20 protein-coding genes are annotated in these 21357 nt (G+C 54.4%); 14 read left to right on the top strand and 6 right to left on the bottom strand.

Going from position 1 to position 21357, the window contains the following annotated elements; genetic code table 11:
* Nucleotides 1-58 precede the first annotated feature (58 nt).
* From mpl to IE092_RS09720, 8 genes are read left to right on the top strand one after another with little or no spacing between them, the layout of a single operon-like run.
* Nucleotides 59-1441, top strand: coding sequence for a UDP-N-acetylmuramate:L-alanyl-gamma-D-glutamyl-meso-diaminopimelate ligase (gene mpl / locus IE092_RS09755; RefSeq protein WP_189356982.1), 1383 nt, complete (start codon nt 59-61; stop codon nt 1439-1441).
* The gene (locus IE092_RS09750; RefSeq protein ID WP_189356981.1) at nt 1438-2013 is read left to right on the top strand and encodes a YqiA/YcfP family alpha/beta fold hydrolase; all 576 of its coding nucleotides are present in this window, start codon (nt 1438-1440) and stop codon (nt 2011-2013) included. The genes mpl and IE092_RS09750 overlap by 4 nt, the downstream gene beginning before the upstream one ends.
* Nucleotides 2006-2665, top strand: a complete 660-nt coding sequence (locus IE092_RS09745; protein ID WP_189357221.1) for a chorismate--pyruvate lyase family protein — start codon at nt 2006-2008, stop codon at nt 2663-2665. The genes IE092_RS09750 and IE092_RS09745 overlap by 8 nt, the downstream gene beginning before the upstream one ends.
* A 4-nt stretch (nt 2666-2669) precedes the next feature.
* Entirely contained in the window at nt 2670-4751 is a 2082-nt protein-coding gene (locus IE092_RS09740) for a ribonuclease catalytic domain-containing protein (RefSeq protein ID WP_189356980.1), read from the top strand.
* 18 nt (nt 4752-4769) lie between these two features.
* Nucleotides 4770-5672, top strand: a complete 903-nt coding sequence (locus IE092_RS09735; protein WP_189356979.1) for a TonB C-terminal domain-containing protein — start codon at nt 4770-4772, stop codon at nt 5670-5672.
* Nucleotides 5672-6508 (top strand): shikimate dehydrogenase, encoded by an 837-nt coding sequence (aroE, locus tag IE092_RS09730; RefSeq protein ID WP_189356978.1) that lies wholly within the window; start codon nt 5672-5674, stop codon nt 6506-6508. The genes IE092_RS09735 and aroE overlap by 1 nt, the downstream gene beginning before the upstream one ends.
* Nucleotides 6509-6512: 4 nt before the next feature.
* Nucleotides 6513-7208: a monofunctional biosynthetic peptidoglycan transglycosylase gene (gene mtgA, locus IE092_RS09725; protein WP_189356977.1), complete on the top strand. Its 696-nt coding sequence runs from the start codon at nt 6513-6515 to the stop codon at nt 7206-7208.
* Nucleotides 7205-7681 (top strand): PulJ/GspJ family protein, encoded by a 477-nt coding sequence (locus tag IE092_RS09720; RefSeq protein ID WP_189356976.1) that lies wholly within the window; start codon nt 7205-7207, stop codon nt 7679-7681. Before mtgA ends, IE092_RS09720 begins: the two co-directional genes overlap by 4 nt.
* A gap of 19 nt (nt 7682-7700) precedes the next feature.
* On the opposite strand, the gene IE092_RS09715 is transcribed toward IE092_RS09720, so the two are convergent.
* Nucleotides 7701-7898, bottom strand: a complete 198-nt coding sequence (locus IE092_RS09715; protein WP_189356975.1) for a hypothetical protein — start codon at nt 7896-7898, stop codon at nt 7701-7703.
* Here IE092_RS09715 and corA point away from each other — a divergent pair.
* Entirely contained in the window at nt 7875-8849 is a 975-nt protein-coding gene (gene corA / locus IE092_RS09710) for a magnesium/cobalt transporter CorA (protein ID WP_189356974.1), read from the top strand. The genes IE092_RS09715 and corA overlap by 24 nt on opposite strands.
* Nucleotides 8850-9051: 202 nt before the next feature.
* Here corA and polA read toward each other — a convergent pair whose 3' ends face one another.
* Nucleotides 9052-11826, bottom strand: coding sequence for a DNA polymerase I (gene polA, locus IE092_RS09705; protein WP_189356973.1), 2775 nt, complete (start codon nt 11824-11826; stop codon nt 9052-9054).
* 12 nt (nt 11827-11838) lie between these two features.
* Here polA and IE092_RS09700 point away from each other — a divergent pair, with 12 nt between their 5' ends.
* Nucleotides 11839-12573 carry an LOG family protein gene (locus tag IE092_RS09700; RefSeq protein WP_189357220.1) on the top strand — a complete coding sequence of 245 codons (735 nt, stop codon included), beginning with the start codon at nt 11839-11841 and terminating at the stop codon, nt 12571-12573.
* A gap of 31 nt (nt 12574-12604) precedes the next feature.
* On the opposite strand, the gene IE092_RS09695 is transcribed toward IE092_RS09700, so the two are convergent.
* The gene (locus tag IE092_RS09695; protein ID WP_189356972.1) at nt 12605-13036 is read right to left on the bottom strand and encodes an acyl-CoA thioesterase; all 432 of its coding nucleotides are present in this window, start codon (nt 13034-13036) and stop codon (nt 12605-12607) included.
* A 158-nt stretch (nt 13037-13194) separates the two neighbouring features.
* Here IE092_RS09695 and IE092_RS09690 point away from each other — a divergent pair, with 158 nt between their 5' ends.
* From IE092_RS09690 to IE092_RS09675, 4 genes are all read left to right on the top strand, one after another.
* A complete protein-coding gene (locus tag IE092_RS09690; RefSeq protein ID WP_189356971.1) occupies nt 13195-15093 on the top strand; it encodes an EAL domain-containing protein in 1899 nt (632 codons plus the stop codon).
* A 64-nt stretch (nt 15094-15157) separates the two neighbouring features.
* On the top strand, nt 15158-15871 hold the full coding sequence (trmB, locus tag IE092_RS09685; RefSeq protein ID WP_189356970.1) for a tRNA (guanosine(46)-N7)-methyltransferase TrmB: 714 nt from the start codon (nt 15158-15160) through the stop codon (nt 15869-15871).
* Between the two features lie 415 nt (nt 15872-16286).
* Nucleotides 16287-17048: a LuxR family transcriptional regulator gene (locus IE092_RS09680; RefSeq protein ID WP_189356969.1), complete on the top strand. Its 762-nt coding sequence runs from the start codon at nt 16287-16289 to the stop codon at nt 17046-17048.
* Between the two features lie 282 nt (nt 17049-17330).
* Entirely contained in the window at nt 17331-18335 is a 1005-nt protein-coding gene (locus IE092_RS09675) for a helix-turn-helix transcriptional regulator (RefSeq protein WP_189356968.1), read from the top strand.
* A gap of 22 nt (nt 18336-18357) precedes the next feature.
* Here IE092_RS09675 and IE092_RS09670 read toward each other — a convergent pair whose 3' ends face one another.
* From IE092_RS09670 to recQ, 3 genes are all read right to left on the bottom strand, one after another.
* A complete protein-coding gene (locus IE092_RS09670; protein ID WP_189356967.1) occupies nt 18358-18726 on the bottom strand; it encodes a VOC family protein in 369 nt (122 codons plus the stop codon).
* A gap of 66 nt (nt 18727-18792) precedes the next feature.
* The gene (locus IE092_RS09665) at nt 18793-19488 is read right to left on the bottom strand and encodes a helix-turn-helix transcriptional regulator (protein WP_189356966.1); all 696 of its coding nucleotides are present in this window, start codon (nt 19486-19488) and stop codon (nt 18793-18795) included.
* 1 nt (nt 19489) lies between these two features.
* Entirely contained in the window at nt 19490-21355 is a 1866-nt protein-coding gene (gene recQ, locus IE092_RS09660; RefSeq protein ID WP_229793123.1) for a DNA helicase RecQ, read from the bottom strand.
* Between the last annotated feature and the right edge of the window lie 2 nt (nt 21356-21357).

The following is a 21357-nucleotide window of genomic DNA, read 5'->3' as shown; positions in this document are numbered from 1 at the left end:
CATAGGGAAATATGGCTGGCTCAGGTAGAATTGCGGGATTCAGATGTTTGGAAAACCTATGCATATTCATATCTTGGGCATTTGCGGCACCTTTATGGGTGGTCTTGCTGTTCTGGCAAAAGAGGCTGGTCATACCGTCACAGGTTGCGATGCTAATGTGTATCCGCCGATGAGTACCCAGCTGGAAGCGCAGGGCATTACGCTGATTCAGGGTTTCGGCGCAGAGCAAACCGCCCTCGAACCGGATTTATATGTGATCGGTAATGTCGTCTCGCGCGGTAATCCCCTGATGGAAGAAATCCTGAATCGTGGACTGCCGTATGTTTCCGGTCCGCAATGGATGGGTGAACACATACTGCGTCAGCGCTGGGTGCTGGCGGTCGCCGGGACGCATGGTAAAACAACCACTTCCGCGATGCTGGCATGGATACTGGAATATGCCGGTTACGCTCCGGGTTTCCTTATTGGCGGTGTTCCGCGCAATTTCGGTATCTCTGCACGTCTGCAGGGAGCGCACAGCTCTGACTTCTTTGTGATTGAAGCCGATGAATACGACACGGCGTTCTTTGATAAACGCAGTAAATTTGTGCACTATCATGCACGCACTGCGATTCTGAATAATCTGGAATACGATCATGCAGATATTTTTCCTGATCTGCGTGCGATCGAAACACAGTTCCACCATCTGGTGCGCACCGTTCCGGGCGTCGGTCGTCTGATCGTCAACGGCAATGACGAAGCGCTCGGGCGCGTGCTGGAGCGCGGGCGCTGGAGTGAATGTGAGCAATTCGGACATGGACAGGCCTGGTCGCTGGAGTTACAGCAAAACGAAGAATTTGACGTGTATTTCCACGGTCAGTTATGCGGACGCGTTCAGTGGGAGCTGAACGGTGCGCACAACCGTATGAATGCACTGGCAGCGATTGCCGCCGCCCGCCACGTTGGCGTGACGCCTGAGGTTGCAGTGGAAGCATTGTCGGCTTTCCAGAGCGTCAAGCGCCGCATGGAAGTACGCGGGGTTGAGGACGGCGTCACGGTAATCGATGATTTCGCCCATCACCCGACCGCAATTGAAACGACGGTCAGCGGCCTGCGTCGCCGTGTCGGCAATGCGCGTATTCTGGCGGTACTGGAACCGCGTTCCAATACGATGAAGCTGGGTACCATGAAAGACGCTTTACCACCAAGCCTGAAAGATGCGGATCTGGTGTTCGGCTATGGCGCACTCGAAGGTAAAGATGCAATAGGCTGGGATCTGGCCGGTGCACTGGCACCGCTGGGCGAAAAAGCAGCGGCCTATCATGATCTGCCGGCGCTGATTGCTGCAGTCACGTCTGCGGCAAAACCGGGAGACTATGTACTGGTGATGAGTAACGGCGGTTTTGGTGGTGTACACCAGAAATTACTGGATGTGCTGAAGAGCCGGGGTCAGGCAGCATGATTCTGTATTTGCACGGTTTCCGCTCTTCACCGGCTTCATTCAAGGCGCGTGCGATGCAGGCGTTCATGGAACAGCATGGCAGAGCCGCTGATTTTGCCTGCCCGCAATTATCGCCATCTCCGAAAATCGCGATAGAACAATCGCTGTCGCTGATTGAAGGCGTTCCGGCCAGCGAACTGACCGTGATCGGATCGTCGCTGGGCGGCTATTACGCTACCTGGCTGGCGGAACAAACCGGTTGTCGTGCAGTGGTCGTGAATCCGGCGGTAAAGCCACCACGTGAGCTGGAATCCTATGTCGGCACCACCACTTACTATCACAGCGACGAAGTCTTTGAATTTTTGCCGGAATATGTGGACGAACTGCGTGCACTGGCAGTGAATGGTATTACCCGCCCTGAGCGTTATTTCCTGATGGCGTCGACCGGTGATGAAGTGCTGGATTACCGTGAAATGCTCAGTTACTACCACGGCGCAATGCAATTGATTATTCAGGGCAGCGATCATGGCATCGCTGAATTTGCGGATCATTTACCGTTTGTTTTGCAATTCTGCGATCGTCGTTATGGCTGAAGCAGAAAAGCAGCGTGTGCGGCCGCAGTACCGTCGCACAGCGGTATGGCATGCTCACAGTGCAGCCAGTGGCGCAGGCCGGTTACTGAAACACTGGCTGGAAGACCGTGGCTCACTGACAGCGCGTCTGGTAGCGCGCTGCCACCAGTTCCGTGTTCAGAAGCTGTCGCAGCAACTGGCGGGCAGTCTGGCGGATGAATTTGCCGCGCTTGGTCTGGCTCAGCGAACGCGTGTGCATCAGCGCGAAGTGATTTTACGCTGTGACGGCGTACCGGCGATTTACGGACACACGGTTGTGCCGCTGAGTGCAACGCATCAGCAATGGCCTTTATTCAGCTCGCTCGGCGAACGTTCGCTGGGCAGCACCTTATTTTCTGATCCGCTGGTCCGGCGTGGTGATTTGCAATTTGCGCGTTTGCCGTCCGGGCATCCGCTGATGCAGCGTATTTATCGCGAATTGCCGGAGCTGCGCGCTTACCAAAGCCTCCCTGCCAGACGTTCTTTATTCTGGCGTAAAGGCGCATGCCTGATGGTGACCGAAGTTTTTTTACCGGCTGTGCTGCAATTGCCGCCAGCCGCTGTAGTGAATACGATTAACCGGAAACAGCAACCCGCGCTGGCGCAGCTTGCTGTTTCCTTAAACCAAGCATAAATGCATGAATGTTTTTTTTGAAGAATCCGGCGATTTCAAAGCAGGAAGCGTATTAAGTCAGGCTGGCGAAGCATTTCAGGTGGAATTGCCGACCGGCAAACGCACCAAAGTGAAAGGCAAGGATGTGTTCCTGCAATTCAGTGCACCGGAACCTGCAAACATGATGGAGCAAGCCCGCGTGGTTGCTGCGGAGATGGATCTCGGATTTTTGTGGGAAGTCGCAGGACAGGAAGAATTCGGATTTACTGAACTCGCAGCAGAATATTTCGGTGCTACGCCGGCAACCCATGAAACTGCCGGACTGATTCTGGCATTGCATCAGTCACCGGTTTATTTCCAGAAGAAAGGGCGCGGTCGCTATAAAGCCGCGCCGGAAGCAACGCTGAAAGCAGCGCTGGCAGGGATTGAGAAAAAGAAACAGCAATTGCTGGTGCAGGCTGCTTATGTGGAAGAACTGAAGCAGCGCAAATTGCCGGAAGCATTTAAATCGCTGGCACGCACTTTACTGTTTAAACCGGATAAAAACGGTATCGAATACAAAGCGCTGGCAGAAGCTTGCGAACAGCTGCAAACCACACCGGCACGATTACTGCTGGAAACCGGTGGTTTTGCTTCTGCGAAAGATTTACATCTGGCGCGTTTTCATTACGAGCATTTCCCGAAAGGTACCGGTTTCCCGGAATTGCCTTTGCCGGTTCTGCCGCAGGATTTACCGGTCGCGGACGTGGCTGCATTTTCGATTGACGATGTCACCACCACGGAAATTGACGATGCATTTTCGGTAACGCCGCTGGAAGACGGCAAAGTCCGTATCGGCATCCATATTGCCGCACCGGCACTGGCGATTCAGCGCGACGATGCGGTGGATCAGTTAGCCCGTTCGCGCATGTCGACGGTATATATGCCCGGCGACAAAATCACGATGCTGCCGGATGCGCTGGTGGATGTGTTCACACTGGGCGAAGGTCAGACCCGTCCGGCGGTTTCGCTGTACACGGTGCTGGATACGCAGGACTGGTCCGTGATCAGCACGGAAACCCGTATCGAGCAGATTCCTGTCGTGTCGAATCTGCGCCATAACGATCTGGATGCGCTTGTCACCGAAGAAAATCTGGAAGCCGGTACGGGAGATTATCCGCACAAAGCCGAGATCGCCAGTATCTGGCAATGGGCGCTGGTGCTGGAAAAAGCGCGTATGGCCAAGCGCGAAGCATTTGGTCTGAAGCCGGAACAGAATAACCGCGTTGATTTCAATTTCTACGTCGAAAACGACGTTGTCAGCATCGTTCGTCGTAAACGTGGTGCGCCGCTGGATAAAATGGTTGCAGAATTGATGATTTTTGCAAACAGCACCTGGGGTAAGCTGATGGCTGACCACGGGATTCCGGGCATTTACCGCGCACAGGGCGTTGCCGGCGGACGTGGTCCGGGTAACTGGACTGCGCGTATGCAGGTCCGTATGCTGACGCATGCAGCACCGCATCAGGGACTGGGTGTGGATCAGTATGCGTGGAGCACATCGCCGCTGCGCCGTTACACCGATCTGATCAATCAGTGGCAGATCATCGCTTGTGTGCAGCACGGTATCACCGCACCGCTGGTGGCACCGTTCAAGCCGAAAGATGCTGATCTGTATGCGATCGTATCCGGTTTCGATGCCGCGTACTCAGCGTATGCGGACTTCCAGTCCGGCATGGAGCGCTACTGGTGTCTGCGCTGGCTGCAACAGGAGCAGGTGCGTCAGGTAGATGCGGTGGTACTGAAAGATGAAATTCTGCGTCTCAGCGAAATTCCGCTGGTGATCCGTATGCCGGGCATGGCGCAAGTTGCACGCGGTGCACAGGTGAAACTGGATATTCTGCGCTGGGATGAGCTGGATCTGAGTGTGGAAGCACGTGTGCTGGAAGTGCTGGGACAAACGGATCTGGGCGAAGATGACGCGGAAGATGAGGCAGATGCTGATGTGGCAGAGGAAATGTCTGCTGACAACGAAGCTGCAGCCGGTGTCACCACGTCAGAAGATGCGCAAGCCGCGCCGGAAACCGAACCACAGGATGCTGTTGATACCGGACTGAGTGCAGTCTGATTACTTTTCTTTTTGAGCATGCTGAAACAATTATCGCGTTCTGATCGTTTGCTGGTGCTGACCCTCGGCGGGTCGGCACTGATGCATTTGCTGGTTCTGTTTTTTGTCCATTTTGTCGCGCCGGTCACCCGTTCTGAAGCCATGCAGGATAAAGGGCTGGAAGTGATACTGGTGAATACCCGTCACGATAAAAAACCGGCAAAAGCTGACTTGCTGGCGCAGGCCGATCTGGAAGGCGGTGGTAATGCGGAAGATGGTCGCAGCAAATCTCCGCTGCCGGATCTGCAAAAAGTAGAGAACGGTGACAGTCTGCGTGCTGCTGCGCGCCGCATTGAAGAACTGGAGCAGGTACAGAAACATTTGCTCGATCAGGCAAAAGCGAAAACCAGTTTCCACGTTGCCGAGCAGGACAAGCGCAAACTGGATCAGAAGCCGGTGAATACACCGGGCGCGGAAGATCTGGAAACATCTAAAGCAATTGCGCGTATGGCAGCGGAAATCAATCAGACGATTGAAGACCAGAACCGCCGTCCGCGTAAGTCGTTCATCACACCAACCACGCAGCGCGTTGGTTATGCCATCTATTACAAGCAATTGCAAAAGCGGATTGAAGAATTCGGTACGCTGAATTTTCCGCGTAAAGACGGCAAAAAAATGTACGGCGAGCTGATTGTGTATATCCCGATTTTTCAGGATGGCACGATCTATGAAAAAGAAGGCGGCCCGCGCATTGAAAAGTCGTCCGGCAATAAAGATCTGGACAAAGCCGCACTGAAAATCGTGCGCAACTCAGCACCCTACGGGCATTTTCCGCAGAACATGCGTTCGCGTGATAAAGATGATGTCTGGGTGGTCATTACCCATTTCCGCTTTACGCGGGATCAGCAACTGGAAACCGAATTACGCGGAGGCGTGAAGTAATGCAGCAAGCGGATGCTTATGTCGTTATCGGAAATCCGGTAGGACACAGTAAATCTCCCTACATACACGCGGCATTTGCTGCACAAACCTCGCAGCAGATGCAGTACGCCACACTGGAAGCGCCGCTGGACGATTTTGCCGGTGCAGTGCGTCAGCTGATGGACAGCGGTGCACGCGGCGCGAATGTGACTGTTCCGTTTAAGCTGGAAGCGTTTGCGCTGGCAGACAGCATGACGGCACGCGCGCGTGCGGCCGGTGCAGTGAATACCTTGCTGTTTCAGGATGGCAGAATACTTGCGGATAACACCGATGGCATCGGACTGGTCACGGATATCGTACAGAATGCTGCCTGCAGTCTGCGTGGTAAGCGGGTGCTGATGCTGGGTGCGGGCGGCGCAGCGCGCGGTGCTTTACTGCCGCTGGCAGAGCAGGCACCGGCAGCGCTGGTAATCGCCAACCGGACGCTGGCACGTGCACAGGAATTGCTGACTATGCTGCAGAGTGATGCGCCGGACTGCGTTGCTGCAGCGAGCACGTTTGCGGATTTGCAGGGGCCGTTTGATGTGATCATCAACGCGACTTCCGCCAGCCTGCATGGAGAATTGCCACCATTACCGGCAGGCTTGATGCATGCAGAAACGCTGGCCTACGACATGATGTACGGCGCACAGGAAACCCCATTCTGCTGTTATGCGCGTGAGCAGGGGGCACAAACCCGCGACGGGCTGGGGATGCTGGTGGAGCAGGCGGCGGAAGCATTTTATCTTTGGCGCCAGGTCAGACCGCAAACCACGGCTGTGCTGGCTGAACTGAGGACTATGCTGCAGAAAGGATAAAGCTGTGAAGTTGCTGCGTCGTTTACTTTTCTGGCTGGTACTGATGCCCGCGCTGCTGTTCCTGCTGGTACAGGCTTATTTCTTTGTACAGATACTCTGGTGGATTGATCACAATCCAACTTCCACCAGTTTTATGCGTCAGCAGGAAGCGGTGCTGAGCGAAAAAAATCCCGCATTCAAATTGCAGCATAAGTGGGTGCCGTATAACAAAATCTCCGCGAATCTGAAGCGTGCCGTCATTGCTTCGGAAGACGATGGCTTCGCAGAACACGAGGGGGTGGACTGGGAAGCCATGCAAAAGGCATATCAAAAAAACCAGAAAAAGGGTAAAGTGGTGTCCGGCGGCTCGACCATCACACAGCAACTTGCCAAAAATCTGTTTTTATCCGGTGAGCGCAGTTATCTGCGCAAAGGTGAAGAGCTCATCATCACCTACATGCTGGAAGCCTGCATGGATAAAGAACGGATACTGGAAATTTATCTGAATGTGGTGGAATGGGGTGTTGGTGTATTCGGGGCTGAAGCAGCCAGCCGTCATTATTACGGCATTCCGGCATCGTCACTCGGGCCTGCGCAGGCAGCGCGGCTGGCGGTGATGTTACCGCGTCCGCGCTATTACGATAAACACCAGGGATCAGCTTACCTGCAAAAACGCACGGATATGATCCTGAAACGGATGAACAGCGCGGAATTACCATGAAAATTCGCAAGCAGGCAGGACTCAGTCTGATTTCTGTAATGATTATTTTTATGTTGCTGGGGGCACTGGCGATGGGATTTTTATACACCATCCGTACCGGTCGTCTGCCGCTGAATGATCAGTTACAGCGCTGGGGGAAATCTGCCGGTGTGATTTCGAATGAACTGAAAAATGCTGCCGGTGTGAATGGCAGTAACAACAGCTCACCGGCCTCCGGCACAGTTGCACCGAATGAAAATATGCCAGCACCGGTGACGGTGGAATCCGGTGTGAAAAAATGTGTGATTAACGGTACGGTTACGTACTCTGACACCGAATGTAATCAGCGCGCCGATGCAAAAAACGTCAAACTGCATGATGCCAAAGGCTTTGAGCGTCCTAAGCCAAAAGAGGATGACAGCAGCGCCAGTGTGGGAGATCAGGATTTCCGTCAGAAAATGCTGAATAAGGCGATTGATAAAGCCAGTCGCTGAGACTTAACAGCAGATCACGTCAGTACGGATAAAAAGGCAGCGGCGGCTGCCTTTTTTGCTTTTTGCCGCAATATCCCGTGACGGAAATTTTTTGCAGCCGCGATGCCGGAAAGTGCCGGCTTTGGTATTCAGCGCGCACAAACCCGTTTAAAATCGCGGACATTCGATTAACCCGCTTCTTCCGGATGTCTCCATGATCAATGTCTTCGTTCTTCATAATGGCCGCCTCAGTCAGATCAATATCGAAAGCCGTGCTGATCTTGAGAACACGCTGCCGGTATGGGTCGATCTGACCGACCCGAACGAAGAAGAGCGCGAATGGGTGAAAAGCATTTACGGCGTGACGCTGCCGGGCGAAGATGAAGTCAAAGACATCGAAGCATCGGCGCGTTATTACGAAGCGGATAACGGTGATTTGCATTTGCGTACCGATTTTCTGATCGATGAAGAAAATGAAGATGAACCGGCGCAGACCGTGACCGTGGCGTTTATTCTGGCTAAGGAAATTCTGTTCTCGGTGCATCACACCGATTTGCCGGTGTTCCGTTTAGTGCGTATGCGTGCGCGCTCGCGTCCGGGTTCCATCAATGATTACCGCGATGTGTTGCTGGATTTGTATGCCACCGATGCCGAGTATTCTGCGGATGCGCTGGAAGGGATTTATCAGAAACTGGAAGACGTCAGCCGCGCCGTGCTGCAAAAAGAATTCAGCGATCAGGACGCTGCTGCCGCGCTGAATGCGATTGCACAAGAGGAAGATCTGAACGGCCGTATCCGCCGCAATATGATGGACACCCGTCGTGCGGTCAGCTTCCTGATGCGTGGCCGTTTGTTGAATGCGGATCAGTTTGAAGAAGCGCGTCAGATTCTGCGCGATATCGAATCGCTGGATGGTCATACCTCTTTCCTGTTCGATAAGATCAACTTCCTGATGGATGCCACCGTCGGTTTCATCAACATTAATCAGAATAAAATTATTAAGATTTTCTCGGTGGCCAGCGTTGCCTTCCTGCCACCAACCCTGATCGCCAGTATCTACGGTATGAACTTTAAAGGCTGGTTCCCTGAACTGGAGTGGGATTTCGGTTATCCGTTTGCGCTGGCGCTGATGGTGGCGTCGGCAATTACTCCGTTCTGGTATTTCCGCCGCCGTGGCTGGCTGAAATAAGCCTGATTTTCCACAGTGAATCCCGACCGGCTGCGTGCCGGTCTTTTTTTTGCCCGTTTCCGGCATTTTCAGGCGGTTTTGCGGAGTTCAGCATAGCAAAAGCCCGGACGTCGGCAGAAAGTCCGGGCTTTTACAAAATACAAATGACGATAATTGCACAGCGAAGGCGCAGGCAACGCGACACGGCGTTGCTGCCAGCGTATCAGTGCGCTGCTTCCCAGTTAGCACCGATACCGGTTTCGGCGATCAGCGGCACATCCAGTTTTGCGACATTCGCCATCAGTTCCGGCAGGCGGGTGCGCACCAGTTCCAGTTCGGCATCCGGCACTTCCAGCACCAGTTCATCATGCACCTGCATAATCATGCGAGTCTGTAACTGTGCACTTTCCAGCCAGTTTTGCACAGCAATCATCGCCAGCTTGATCAGATCGGCCGCCGTACCCTGCATCGGCGCATTAATCGCCGCCCGTTCCGCACCCTGACGACGCGGACCATTCGCGCCATTGATTTCCGGCAACCACAAGCGGCGACCGAACACGGTTTCGACAAAACCATGTGCTTTGGCTTTGGTACGGGTATCTGCCATGTACTGCGCCACGCCCGGATAACGCTGGAAGTAGCGGTCGATATAGTTTTGCGCCGCACTGCGTTCTATGCCCAGATTGCCGGCCAGACCAAAGGCACTCATGCCGTAAATCAGGCCGAAATTAATCACTTTGGCGTAACGGCGCTGTTCGCTCGTGATCACATCCGTTGTCACACCGAAAATTTCGGCGGCGGTGGCGCGGTGGATATCTTCCCCATTAGCAAAGGCTTTGAGCAGATTCGCGTCGCCGGAAATATGCGCCATGATACGCAGTTCAATCTGCGAATAATCAGCCGACACAATGTGATGGCCGGGCGCGGCGATAAAGGCTTCGCGGATGCGGCGGCCTTCAGCGGTGCGCACAGGAATATTCTGCAGATTCGGATCATTCGATGCCAGACGCCCCGTCACCGCCACTGCCTGCGCGTAATTGGTATGTACCCGTCCGGTCTCAGGATGGATCATTTTCGGCAGTTTATCGGTGTAGGTCGATTTCAGTTTTGCCAGACCACGGTATTCCAGCACCAGTTTTGGCAAAGGGTAATCTTCCGCCAGTTTCTGCAAGACTTCTTCATCGGTCGATGGTGCGCCGGACGGCGTTTTTTTGACGACCGGCAAACCCAGTTTCTGGAAGAAGATCTCGCCCAGTTGCTTCGGTGAATTCAGATTGAAACTCTGCTCAGCCAGCACATAGGCTTGCTGCTCCAGCTCGTGCAAACGCAGTGCAATTTCCGTGGACTGACGGTTCAGCATGTCCGCATCAATCAGCACGCCGTTGCGCTCAATTTTTTGCAGCACCACGGAAACCGGTACTTCGATATTGCTGTACACGTATTGCAAACCTTTATTGTTCTGCACTTCCGGATACATGGCCTGATGCAGCTGCAGGGTAATGTCGGCATCTTCCGCAGCGTAGGCGGTGGCACGTTCGATATCAACTTCCACAAAACCGATCTGATTCGCGCCTTTGCCGCAGACTTCTTCGTAAGCAATGGTTTTTTTGCCCAGATGACGCAGCGCCAGATTGTCCATATCGTGCGGACGGTGCGATTCAAACACGTACGATTGCAGCAGCGTATCGTGCGCGATTCCGCGCAGCGTGATACCGGCATTCGCAAAAACGTGGGCATCGTATTTCAGGTTTTGTCCGACTTTCAGTTTGTCCGGATTTTCCAGCCAGCCGCGCAGCTTGTTCAGCACCAGTTCACGCGGTAACTGATCCGGCGAACCCGGCGCGGTATGCGCCAGCGGGATATAGCAGGCTTTGCCCGCTTCGCAGCATAAAGAAATACCGACCAGTTGCGCATGCATCGGTTCCAGCGAATTGGTTTCGGTATCTACCGCCGTCAGTGTTGCTGCGTCGACGGCTTTCAGCCAGTCGTCCAGCGCGGCTTCGGTCAGTACAGTCACATATTCCGCAGGAGCGGCTTCAGCGGCATCGCCGAATAAACTGCCCTGACTGCTGGCAGCCAGTTGCGGCGCATCCGGTTGCGGGCGCGCGGTTGCCAGCGGCGTTGCGCCGGCCGTGGCATCGCCGGACAATTCACGCAGCCAGGTTTTGAAACCATAACGCGCGAAGAACGCGATCAGCGCGTCTTTGTCTTCCGGTTTGCTGATCAGCGTGTCGGTAATGCTTTGCATATGCGCGCTGAGGTCGCAGTCGGTTTTTACGGTAATCAGCTGGCGGCCGGTTGGCAGCCAGTCCAGCACATTGCGCAGATTTTCACCGACCACGCCTTTGATACTGGCGGCATTGGCAATCACGCCATCCAGTGAGTCGTATTCAGTCAGCCATTTCACGGCGGTTTTCGGGCCGCATTTGCTGACGCCGGGCACGTTATCCACGGTGTCGCCGATTAAGGTCAGATAGTCGATGATGCGGTCAGGACGCACGCCGAATTTTGCCAGCACACCGGCTTCATCCATGACTTCATTGCTCATGGTGTTAATCAGCGTGACGTTCGCATTCACCAGTTGCGCCAGATCCTTATCGCCGGTGGAAACCACGGTTTGCATGCCGAGGCGGGTCGCATCCACGGACAGCGTTCCGATCACATCGTCTGCTTCGACACCTTCCACCATCAGAATCGGCCAGCCCATGGCGGCCACGACCTGATGAATCGGTTCAATCTGCGCACGCAGATCGTCGGGCATCGGAGCGCGCTGGGCTTTGTACTCCGCGTACATATCATCGCGGAAAGTTTTGCCTTTTGCATCGAAAACACAGGCGATGTATGCTGCCGGATAATCGCTGCGCAAACGGCGCAGCATATTGATCATGCCGTAAATCGCACCGGTGGGCTCGCCTTGTGCATTGCGCAAGTCCGGCATCGCATGAAATGCGCGGTACAGATAACTCGACCCATCGACTAACAACAGGGTATTTTGCATATGAGTGAAAAAATCGAAAACAGAAAAAATGTGGCGCAGCTGCGCCAGATTATGGATAAGGATAAGGCCACAGCACTCAAGGCACGCGAGTCCTGGCACATGTTCACGATTATGGCAGAGTTTATCGACTCTACCGAGCGTTTATCGTCGATCCGTCCGGCAGTGACGATCTTCGGTTCTGCCCGCACCAAACCGGAAGATCCTTACTATGAAAAATGCGTGGACTTATCACGGCGCTTGTCGGATGCCGGATTTTCTGTGATTTCCGGCGGTGGCCCCGGCATTATGGAAGCTGCCAACAAGGGTGCTTACGAAGGCGCATCACCGTCGGTGGGTCTGAATATCGAATTGCCGCATGAGCAGCGCAGCAATCCGTGGCAAAACATCAGCCTGACGTTCCGACATTTCTTTGCGCGTAAAGTGGCGTTCGTGAAATACGCAGACGCGTATGTCGTGTTTCCCGGTGGCTTCGGCACCATGGATGAAGTCAGTGAAGTGCTGACCCTGATGCAAACTGGCAAGTCGCGCAAGATTCCGGTGATTCTGGTCGGCACAGCTTTCTGGAGCGGCTTGCTGGAATGGATTAAAACCCAGATGGCGGGCAATGGTCTGATTTCGCCGGAAGATTTGAATCTTGTGCAACTGATTGATGAACCAGCCAATATCGTAGATGCGATTTTTGCGTTCTACGAAGCGCACGATATCGAGCCTTCCGACGAGGAACGTCAGCGCATGCTGTATTTGTAATATCTCGCCAGTACCGCAATTACCGCCGGTATCAGCCAGCGGCAAACTGTTGCCGGAAATCATCCGGCACAGTCAGCATCTTGCCCGCCTGATAGTCAAAAAATACAAAGCCGGTTTTGGCGATTGCGATCAGTGTCTGATCGGCCGGACGGCTGACGCGGTAAATGATATCTGCCCCGTACTTATTGAAATCACAAAATCCGGTCTCAAACAGCAGCGCATCATGGCGGTGCGCTTCGGCGCGGTATTTCACTGCCAGATCGGCAACCAGAATGCCCGGGCCGTTACGTCCGGTTTCGTCTATCCCCAGATGATGCAGAAAACGTGCGCGGGCTTCAGACAGTAAGCCGACCAGTGCTTCATTGCCCAGATGATCTGCGGCATTCACGTCCGTGACACGGACTTCAATTTGCGTACTGAAGCAGAACGCATGGGCGGGTAATTCCAGTTCCAGACGTGGCATGAGGCAAACTCCTTTCCATTTTTGTCATCCTAACATGCGTGGCGGATTACGCGTCACGGCCTTGCGTATCGTGTGATTCTGCATACTATGAATGGCAGCAAGGCAGTCTGCCATATGGTAGTGCGGCTGCGCTGTTTTTTGCCCGGAGGGAAGCCGATATGATGCAAGCGACGGACAGTGCAATGAGCGTGTTTGCAGAATTATTGAATCTGCAGCAGGATCACTTATTTCAGCTGATGTCGGACTTGCAGCTGAGCCCGCAGGAATATGATGTGCTGCGCACGCTGGAGCAGCGTGCAGGCGGATGCCGCAGCATACTGGAGCCGGTATTTGTCGCGCATTTACATGACAGCCATATGGTCAGCAATGCGCTACCTGAACATATGCTTGATCAGATCCGGGTACAGCAACAGCAACTGTACGGGCAGTTACTGGAGCAGGGACATTTGCAGAATTATCAGCAAGACAGCGATCGTTTGTTACTCGCGCATCAGCAAATGGGCTTACACAAAGACTGGTATTTTTCCGCGTTCCGTAAATATCTGGCGGCAATGTGGCGTGTGCAACAGGATGACGGCGTATTGCAGACGCAGTTACCTGTGTGGGTTTCTCTGATGTTCAGGCTGGCGATGCTTGATCTGGGCGTCGCGCTGCACTTTTATGCGGGTATCAGTCAGCAACGCCTGTTCGACGCATTGGTTACTGATGACAGTTTTCCGGAAGCCTCGTCAGCGCCGGACGAAACGCTTGCTGCGGCCGGAGTTCAGGTCCGGCGTGTTTTGCAACAATGGCAGAATGTGCAGCAGGCTGACACGCCATCACCTTATACGCTGATGCATCTGAAACTGATTCAGTTTCCGTTTCTTGCGCAAACACATCCGCCCGAAATCTTGCAGCACATCCTTGCGGTGCTGATCTGCCGGATACGACGAAGTCTGAGTATGCAGGACCTGGTGACACAGACCGAGCCGGGAGAAATACTGATACTGCTGCGTCAGCAGTGCAGTTATGTACAGCTGCTGAACTGGTATCAGTCACTGGCGGCGGCACTGCGCGAACCGCTGATACTGCTTGGTGAAAGCCTGCAGTTCAGTGTGACCGCCGGTGTGGCAATGTATCCTGATGACGGACAGCAGGCAGAAAGCCTGTGGCAGCAAGCGCAGCTGATCTGCGTACAGAATCAGGCTGCGGCGGGGTTGTACTTTTGCAATCGTGACAGGCAGCAACAATTGCAGCAGGAACAGACGCTGATTCGCGATTTGCGCCGCACGCTGCAACAGCTGCAATTGTCGCCGGTCTTCGTGCCGCGCTACAGTCTGCCACACGGACAACTGGCGGGATACTGCGTCAGCCTGCGCTGGCAACACCCTGAGCTGGAAGAGTCGCTCAGTGAATCCTGCCTGTGGCAACTGGCGCAAAATCATGGATTGTCGGGCGAGCTGTGCCGTTATCTGATGCACCGGAGTTTTGCCTGTATGCAGCAATGGCATGCAGCGCAATTGCCATTCAGGCGGCTGGTGTTGCCGCTACCGGATGTCTGCTTACGAGATCCCCGTTTCGCCGGTGATGTACTGGCAATTGCGGCTCAATATCAGATCAGGTACAGCGATCTGGTGCTGCAGACCGGAGAAACGGCGTTTGCCGGATATCCCGAGGGGCTGACCATGATGCAGCAGCTGACGCAGCTGGGATTTGGCTGGGAGCTTGGCGGATTCGGCAGCGGAATCAGTTCACTGAATGCCCTGAATCACTGGCCGCTGCACAGTGTGCAACTCAGCGCCGCGCTGTGCGCCGAATTCCCGCCTGCCGCCGGTTTGCTGGCGATGTGCCGTGCTGTGCTGATCATGGCGCATGGCAGTGCGAAGACCGTGTGCGCAGTGGTGCCGGATCATGCTCAGCACTGGCAGTATTTGTGTGCGCTGGGTGTGGATCTGGTGCAAAGCAGCGATGCGGCGCTGCATTTATCGGTGCCGCAGGTGGCTCGGCAATTGCAGGAAATGAATACCGCCCGGGATAGCGAAGTCTGGCACCATCGCCCCGCATGGCAATTTCTCTGACAGCCACGTACAATGACGGGTTTTGCGCCGGATTGTCTGTGCGCGCATCACGAAAAATCTTCTTATGTCTGATTCTGAAAAAACAACCAAATCCATGCTGTACGACCCGAACGAGCGTCGTATCCGCAGCTTTGTGACCCGGGCCGGACGTTTGTCTGATGCGCAGGCGCGTGCGCTGGAACAACTGGGCCCGAAGTACATGATTTCTTATCAAAAAGAAGTCACTGATCTGAACACCGCATTCCCGCGTTCCGCACCGCTGGTGCTGGAAATCGGTTTCGGTATGGGTGAAACCAGTGCAAAAATTTCCGCAGCCTTGCCGGATCTGAACTTTGTCGGCGTCGAAGTGCATACGCCGGGCGTCGGCAGCCTGCTGAAGCTGACCGAAGAAATGGGCCTGAGCAATCAGCGCATTATTCAGCACGATGCGGTGGAAGTGCTGAACTACATGCTGGCGCCGGGCAGTCTGCACGGTGTTCATGTGTTTTTCCCTGATCCGTGGCACAAGGCGCGCCATAACAAACGCCGCCTGATTCAGGGCCCGATGGTGGAATTGCTGGCTTCCCGTCTGGCACCCGGTGGTTACATCCATTGCGCAACTGACTGGGAAGAATACGCAGTGCAAATGCTGGAAGTGTTAAGCGCAGAAAAAGCGCTGGAAAACACTGCAGACGGCTATGCCCCGCGTCCGGATTACCGCCCGGTCACCAAGTTCGAAAACCGTGGTCTGCGTTTAGGTCACGGCGTATGGGATCTGGTATTCCGCAAAAAAGCCTGATGCTTTCCGGCGCCGCCTGCTTGCGGCTGTCGTCTCTCCGGTTTCAGATAAAAAGCGCACCCGCTGTGGTGCGCTTTTTGTTTTGTCTGTCTGCGATGCTGTGGACAGCTTTCAGCTTATGTACAGTTGATCAGCTTTTCAGGGCTGAAACAGGTGAGAATTATGCCGGTATCGTCATTTGTCATTTTCGGAGAGCCAGACTTTCTGCCGACGACCGCCGGATCGCTATGCCGAAGTCCGCAAAATGGCTGTTTTTTGGCATTCCGGACGGTTCCCGGGGCTATTCATCGCCATATCGCTGTTTCGGATGGCGTGTTGTATCTGCGGTCAGCATGTAATTGATGCAGCACTTCGTTACTCGGCAGGTAAGCTGTTGCATTAAAATAATGCAATTCACATACTGACGCGGACGCCGGTGAGCCAGCTGATTTATCCCTATGAAGCCATACTGCAGGCCACCTCCGTGACAGCGCTCAGTGCAGCGGTACGTGATGCTGCGCATCAGCTGGGCTTTTCCTCATTTCATTACGGCGCACACGCTCCGGTGAAAGCGGATGGTGAACGCGCACGTTTTATTTTCGATGGTACTGAACAAAAGCATGGCGGCGTGATTTCTTCGTATCCGGAATCGTGGTTTGAACGCTATCAGTCTGAAAATTATATTGAGATTGATCCGCTGGTGACGCATTGCTCCCGTTCGATTGTTCCGGTGATCTGGCATCAGCAGCCTGCACCTGACAGCAAGCGGGTGAAAACCCTGTTTCAGGAAGCGACAGAACACGGACTGGCTGCCGGTGCTACCTTTTCGGTGATCGGGAAAAGCAGCGAGCTGGCGATTTTCAGTCTGACCTCTGAGCGCAGCAATGCCAGCGAGCGCCGCCGCGTTGAAAGCCGTCTGGCGCAGGGATATATGTTGCTGGCGTATCTGCATGAATCGGTCTGCAGACTGGGTTTGCCTGTGAATCACGCCGCTCATAAGATTAGCCTGACACGCAGGGAAGCGGAAGTGCTGAACTGGGTGTCGGCTGGAAAAACTTCGTGGGAAATCTCCCGCATCCTGGGGCTGGCGGAAGCGACCGTGATTTTTCATATCAGTAACGCCAGCCGCAAACTGCAAACCACCACACGCACACAAGCCGTCGCCCGAGCACTGGCGCTGGGCCTGCTGCAGCCTTAAGCTTTTTTGCGCCAACTTTCTGCATAGCGGGTCAAGCTATAAGTTCTTATAGTTTCTGCCGTCGCCGGTTTCCTTTGAAATAACACACTGCGAAACGCCCGGTTTTTCTTACAACGCGTTTCGGGTTGTCGGTTGTTTGCGACAAAAACATTGTTGTCAGGAAATGAAAGCCGGGTTTCTTAAGACTTGCCGATGTTGACATTGTGTTACGTCTTTGTGTCCGGCTAGAATGCTCCGCACCCGCAGCAATCCCTTGCATATCTGATCATTTCACTCAACGCTATGAATACCGAACAGCTCAGCCATTTTTTACTGAATCTGTATGACGCCGTACCAGCACTGGGTGTTGAACAGTTCACCCGCCACGCGTTTGGGCATTTACAAACCTTGCTGCGCTTTGACAGTGGCGGTTACGTACAGTTTTCTGCGGCAGAAAATCAGCAGTTAAGAATGACCTCGGCATCGGCATTTAATATCGATGCAGAACGTAAGCTGCGCTTGCGCATGGAAATGCTGGGTTATGAAAAGATGCATGATCTGCGTGAACTGGTCAGCAGTGATCCGCTGATACAGGCCGGTTTTCGTTGTCCGCAAACGGCGGTGCATGGACATGCCGGCGATTTCGGAGAAAAGCACTTAAAAGATTACGCCGTTGCGACCGAAGCACTGAATACCCTGACCATGGTGCTGCCATCATCCAATGGTTATCCCATGCAAACCCTGTCGCTGTGGCGTGCCAAATCTTCTGCGCGGTATACCAGTGTCCAGTGCCGGCTGGCGAATGCGGTTCTGCCGCATATTTTCCGCGCGTTTCTGACCAACCGCGAACTGCACGTCGGTAAATTGTATGGCAGCCAGCAGCATAGTCTGATCAGCGGGCTGAACGGACAAATCATGTATGTTGATCCAGCCTTGTCTGCGCTGATGTTTCGGCATTATCCGGACTGGCGTCCGCCGTTTTTGCCGGAGCGTCTGCATCGCTTATTACTGGCGGACTTTTCCGGCGTGATACAGGATGGAACGTTGCAAGTGCGCTGGCGGCAGGAGCACGGTTTGTTATTTTTATCGTTAACAGAGGTCCGCATTCAGCTACCGCTGAGTCCCGCAGAAAACCGCGTCGCGCAATTGCTCAGCGAAGGTCTGAGCTATAAGGAAATTGCCCGAACTCTCGGTAATCAGCCCGCCACCGTGCGCAATCAGGCGCATCAGGTCTATGAAAAACTCGGCATTTCCGGCAAAGCGGCGCTGATGCGTTACTGGAAAACGCACAGCGCCGCTATGCACTGAAGCCCTTTGTCAGCGGTCTTGCTTACGCCGCCGGATGGAAGATGCGAATGCGGTGACCATCCGGATCAGCAGTCACGCAGGTAAAGCCAAAGTCCATGTCTTGCGGCATTTGCAGTACCGGCAGATTCAGGGTTTGCCAGCGTGCAAACTCGGTACTGACAGCAGCCTGACTTTCCAGCATCAGACATAATTCCGTTGCTCCGGCAGCCTGCTGGCTGGCAGGCAGTACCGCATCCTGCTTCCATAAACCCAGTCTGGTGCCATCGGCTAACGCAAACAAAGCAAAACCGGGACTGGCTTCCAGCGGTGCTGATTGCAACAGTTGCGCGTACCAGTCAGCACTGCGTTGCGGGTCGTTCACATAAAACAGCAGATAAGTAGATGCAGACATGATTTCTCCTGGTGTTGGGGGTGCCGGAATGGCACCGGACAAACAAGATCATGCCTGTGGCTTGTGTCAGTTTCTGTCAGTAGTGATGCCTTGCTGAGCACGCCATTGTTGCAGCAACTGCTGGCGTGATGCCGGATAGCGTTCATCCAGCCGCTGCAGACCCGCGATGCGGTCGGTGCGGAAATGGCGGAAGTCCTGCCGCAATTCGCACCACGCAACTAACACCCGGATATTGTCGAAGAATGCCAGCGCAAACGGCCACAGGCAGCGTTCACTGCTGCGTTGCTGTTCATCCTGATACTGAATGCGGATACGGTTTTGCTGGCGTATCGCCAGCCGGATTTCAGCCAGCCATTGTTCGCCGCCGGGATTGTCGAATGTCGGGCCGATCAGTAAGCCGCTGGTTTCCAGTTCCCGTTTTGCTTCGGCAGGCAATACCGCAGCAATTTTCGCCAGCGCATTGCGTGCCGCCAGTGACAACCGCGGGTCACCACGGTCACACACCCAGCGTATGCCCAGCGCAAGTGCTTCGGTTTCTTCGGTGTCGAACATCAGCGGCGGCAGCGTGGAGCCGGGACGCAGCACATAACCGGTGCCGGCACTGCCTTCAATTTTGGCACCCTGTCGTTGCAGGGCAGCGATATCACGATACACGCTGCGCACGCTGATGCCCAGTTCGTTTGCGAGCTGTTGCGCCGTGATTGCATAACGGTGGCGGCGCAGTATCTGCATCAGATCGAGCAAGCGTTCTGCGCGTGACATCTTAATCCTCGCCGGAAGGACTGGTCATTTTCAGGATGGCTGCGCCGTAGCTTTCCAGCTTTTTATCGCCGACACCGGAAACGCCGCGCAGTGCTTCCAGCGTTTGCGGGCAGCTGCGCGCAATTTCCCGCAGCGTTGCGTCAGGGAAGATCACATACGCCGGTACATTGTGTTCACGTGCGGTTTCCACCCGCCACCAGCGCAGTTTTTCAAACATGGCTTGCTGCTCGCTGTTGAGTTCAGTTTCAGCAAAATCGGTGGCAGACTGGCGTTTATGTTTGACGGCTTTGGCGGCTTTCTGATACTGACGCAGGCGGATTTTTTCTTCGCCTTTGAGTACCGGACGTGCCGCTTCGGTCAGACGCAGTGCGCTGTAATGTTCGTAATCGACCATGACAAAGCCGAGCGCAATCAGCTGGCGCAGAATCGCCCGCCATTCGGCTTCACTCTTATCGATGCCGATGCCGAACACCGATAACTCATGGTGCCGCCATTGCTGGACGCGCTCAGTTTCCTGTGCACGCAAAATATCAATTACATGGCCTGCAGCAAATTGCTGACCCACACGGTAAATGGTCGATAGCAGCTTTTGCGCAGCGACCGTGCCGTCAAATGAGGTTGGCGGCTGCAGGCAGGTATCGCAGTTACCGCAGGGGCCGGATGCCTGCCCGAAATAGCCGAGCATATGCACGCGGCGGCAGCTCAGGGTTTCGCACAGTGCGATCATCGCATCGAGTTTTTCACCGAGCACACGTTTGTGAAGATCGCTGGCTTCGGATTCTTCGATCATGCGTCTTTGCATGACGACGTCCTGCAGGCCGTACGCCATCCATGCATTTGCAGTTGCACCGTCGCGTCCGGCGCGACCGGTTTCCTGATAATAACCTTCTATGCTTTTCGGTAAATCCAGATGCGCAACGAAGCGTACATCCGGTTTATCAATTCCCATACCAAATGCAATGGTGGCGCACATCACAATGCCGTCTTCGCGCAGAAAGCGGGATTGGTTAGCGGTACGTTCCTGCAATTCCATGCCAGCATGATAGGCGAGGGCGGGAATGCCGTGCTCATTCAGAAACGCAGCAGTTTCTTCGGTTTTTTTGCGCGACAGGCAATACACAATTCCGGCATCGCCTTTGTGCTGGGCTTCGATAAAGTCCAGCAACTGCTTACGCCCGTTGGCTTTTTCAACGATCTGGTAGCGTATATTCGGGCGGTCAAACGATGCCACGAACTGCAGCGCATTTTCCAGCTGCAGATGCGAAATAATTTCCTGGCGGGTTTGCTGATCCGCAGTTGCGGTTAAGGCGATGCGCGGGATATCCGGAAAGCGTTCATGCAGCACCGACAAGCGCATGTATTCAGGACGGAAATCATGGCCCCACTGCGATACGCAGTGCGCCTCATCAATCGCAAATAAAGCGATCGGTGTGATTTCCAGTACTTCCAGACAGCGCTGGGTCAGCAAGCGTTCCGGTGCGATATACACCAGATCCACCGTGCCTTCGCGCATACGGCGTTCGACTTCCAGAATTTCATCAAAGCTTTGTGTGGAATTCAGAAAGGCGGCACGAACACCGACTTCTTCGAGTGCATCGACCTGATCCTGCATCAGAGCAATGAGCGGGGACACAACAATGCCGACGCCTTTGCGCAGCAGCGCCGGAATCTGATAACACAGGGATTTGCCGCCACCGGTGGGCATCAGCACCAGTGCATCGCCGCCACGGGCGACATGGCTGACAATTTGTGCCTGCTGCGAACGGAAGGCCGGATAGCCGAATACCGTTTGCAGCAGATGTAAGGCTTGCCGGGACAATGCGTCGTCTGTTCCGGCAGCGTGAAGCGGAGAAACGGAGTCAGTCACTG

The organism is Cognatundibacterium squillarum, assembly GCF_014652435.1.
GTDB lineage: Bacteria > Pseudomonadota > Gammaproteobacteria > Burkholderiales > Burkholderiaceae_D > Undibacterium > Undibacterium squillarum.
This window is presented reverse-complemented; position numbering and strand designations above follow the sequence as displayed.

Bases quoted from the DNA above. Each gene is read 5' to 3' on its own strand.
- IE092_RS09675 (WP_189356968.1), top strand. From the start codon at position 17,331: ATGAATACCGAACAGCTCAGCCATTTTTTACTGAATCTGTATGACGCC.
- aroE (WP_189356978.1), top strand. From the start codon at position 5,672: ATGCAGCAAGCGGATGCTTATGTCGTTATCGGAAATCCGGTAGGACAC.
- IE092_RS09715 (WP_189356975.1), bottom strand. From the start codon at position 7,898: ATGAAGAACGAAGACATTGATCATGGAGACATCCGGAAGAAGCGGGTT.
- IE092_RS09695 (WP_189356972.1), bottom strand. From the start codon at position 13,036: ATGCCACGTCTGGAACTGGAATTACCCGCCCATGCGTTCTGCTTCAGT.
- IE092_RS09665 (WP_189356966.1), bottom strand. From the start codon at position 19,488: ATGTCACGCGCAGAACGCTTGCTCGATCTGATGCAGATACTGCGCCGC.
- IE092_RS09745 (WP_189357221.1), top strand. From the start codon at position 2,006: ATGGCTGAAGCAGAAAAGCAGCGTGTGCGGCCGCAGTACCGTCGCACA.
- IE092_RS09690 (WP_189356971.1), top strand. From the start codon at position 13,195: ATGATGCAAGCGACGGACAGTGCAATGAGCGTGTTTGCAGAATTATTG.
- IE092_RS09670 (WP_189356967.1), bottom strand. From the start codon at position 18,726: ATGTCTGCATCTACTTATCTGCTGTTTTATGTGAACGACCCGCAACGC.
- corA (WP_189356974.1), top strand. From the start codon at position 7,875: ATGATCAATGTCTTCGTTCTTCATAATGGCCGCCTCAGTCAGATCAAT.
- polA (WP_189356973.1), bottom strand. From the start codon at position 11,826: ATGCAAAATACCCTGTTGTTAGTCGATGGGTCGAGTTATCTGTACCGC.
- mpl (WP_189356982.1), top strand. From the start codon at position 59: ATGCATATTCATATCTTGGGCATTTGCGGCACCTTTATGGGTGGTCTT.
- trmB (WP_189356970.1), top strand. From the start codon at position 15,158: ATGTCTGATTCTGAAAAAACAACCAAATCCATGCTGTACGACCCGAAC.
- IE092_RS09750 (WP_189356981.1), top strand. From the start codon at position 1,438: ATGATTCTGTATTTGCACGGTTTCCGCTCTTCACCGGCTTCATTCAAG.
- IE092_RS09735 (WP_189356979.1), top strand. From the start codon at position 4,770: ATGCTGAAACAATTATCGCGTTCTGATCGTTTGCTGGTGCTGACCCTC.
- IE092_RS09740 (WP_189356980.1), top strand. From the start codon at position 2,670: ATGAATGTTTTTTTTGAAGAATCCGGCGATTTCAAAGCAGGAAGCGTA.
- IE092_RS09720 (WP_189356976.1), top strand. From the start codon at position 7,205: ATGAAAATTCGCAAGCAGGCAGGACTCAGTCTGATTTCTGTAATGATT.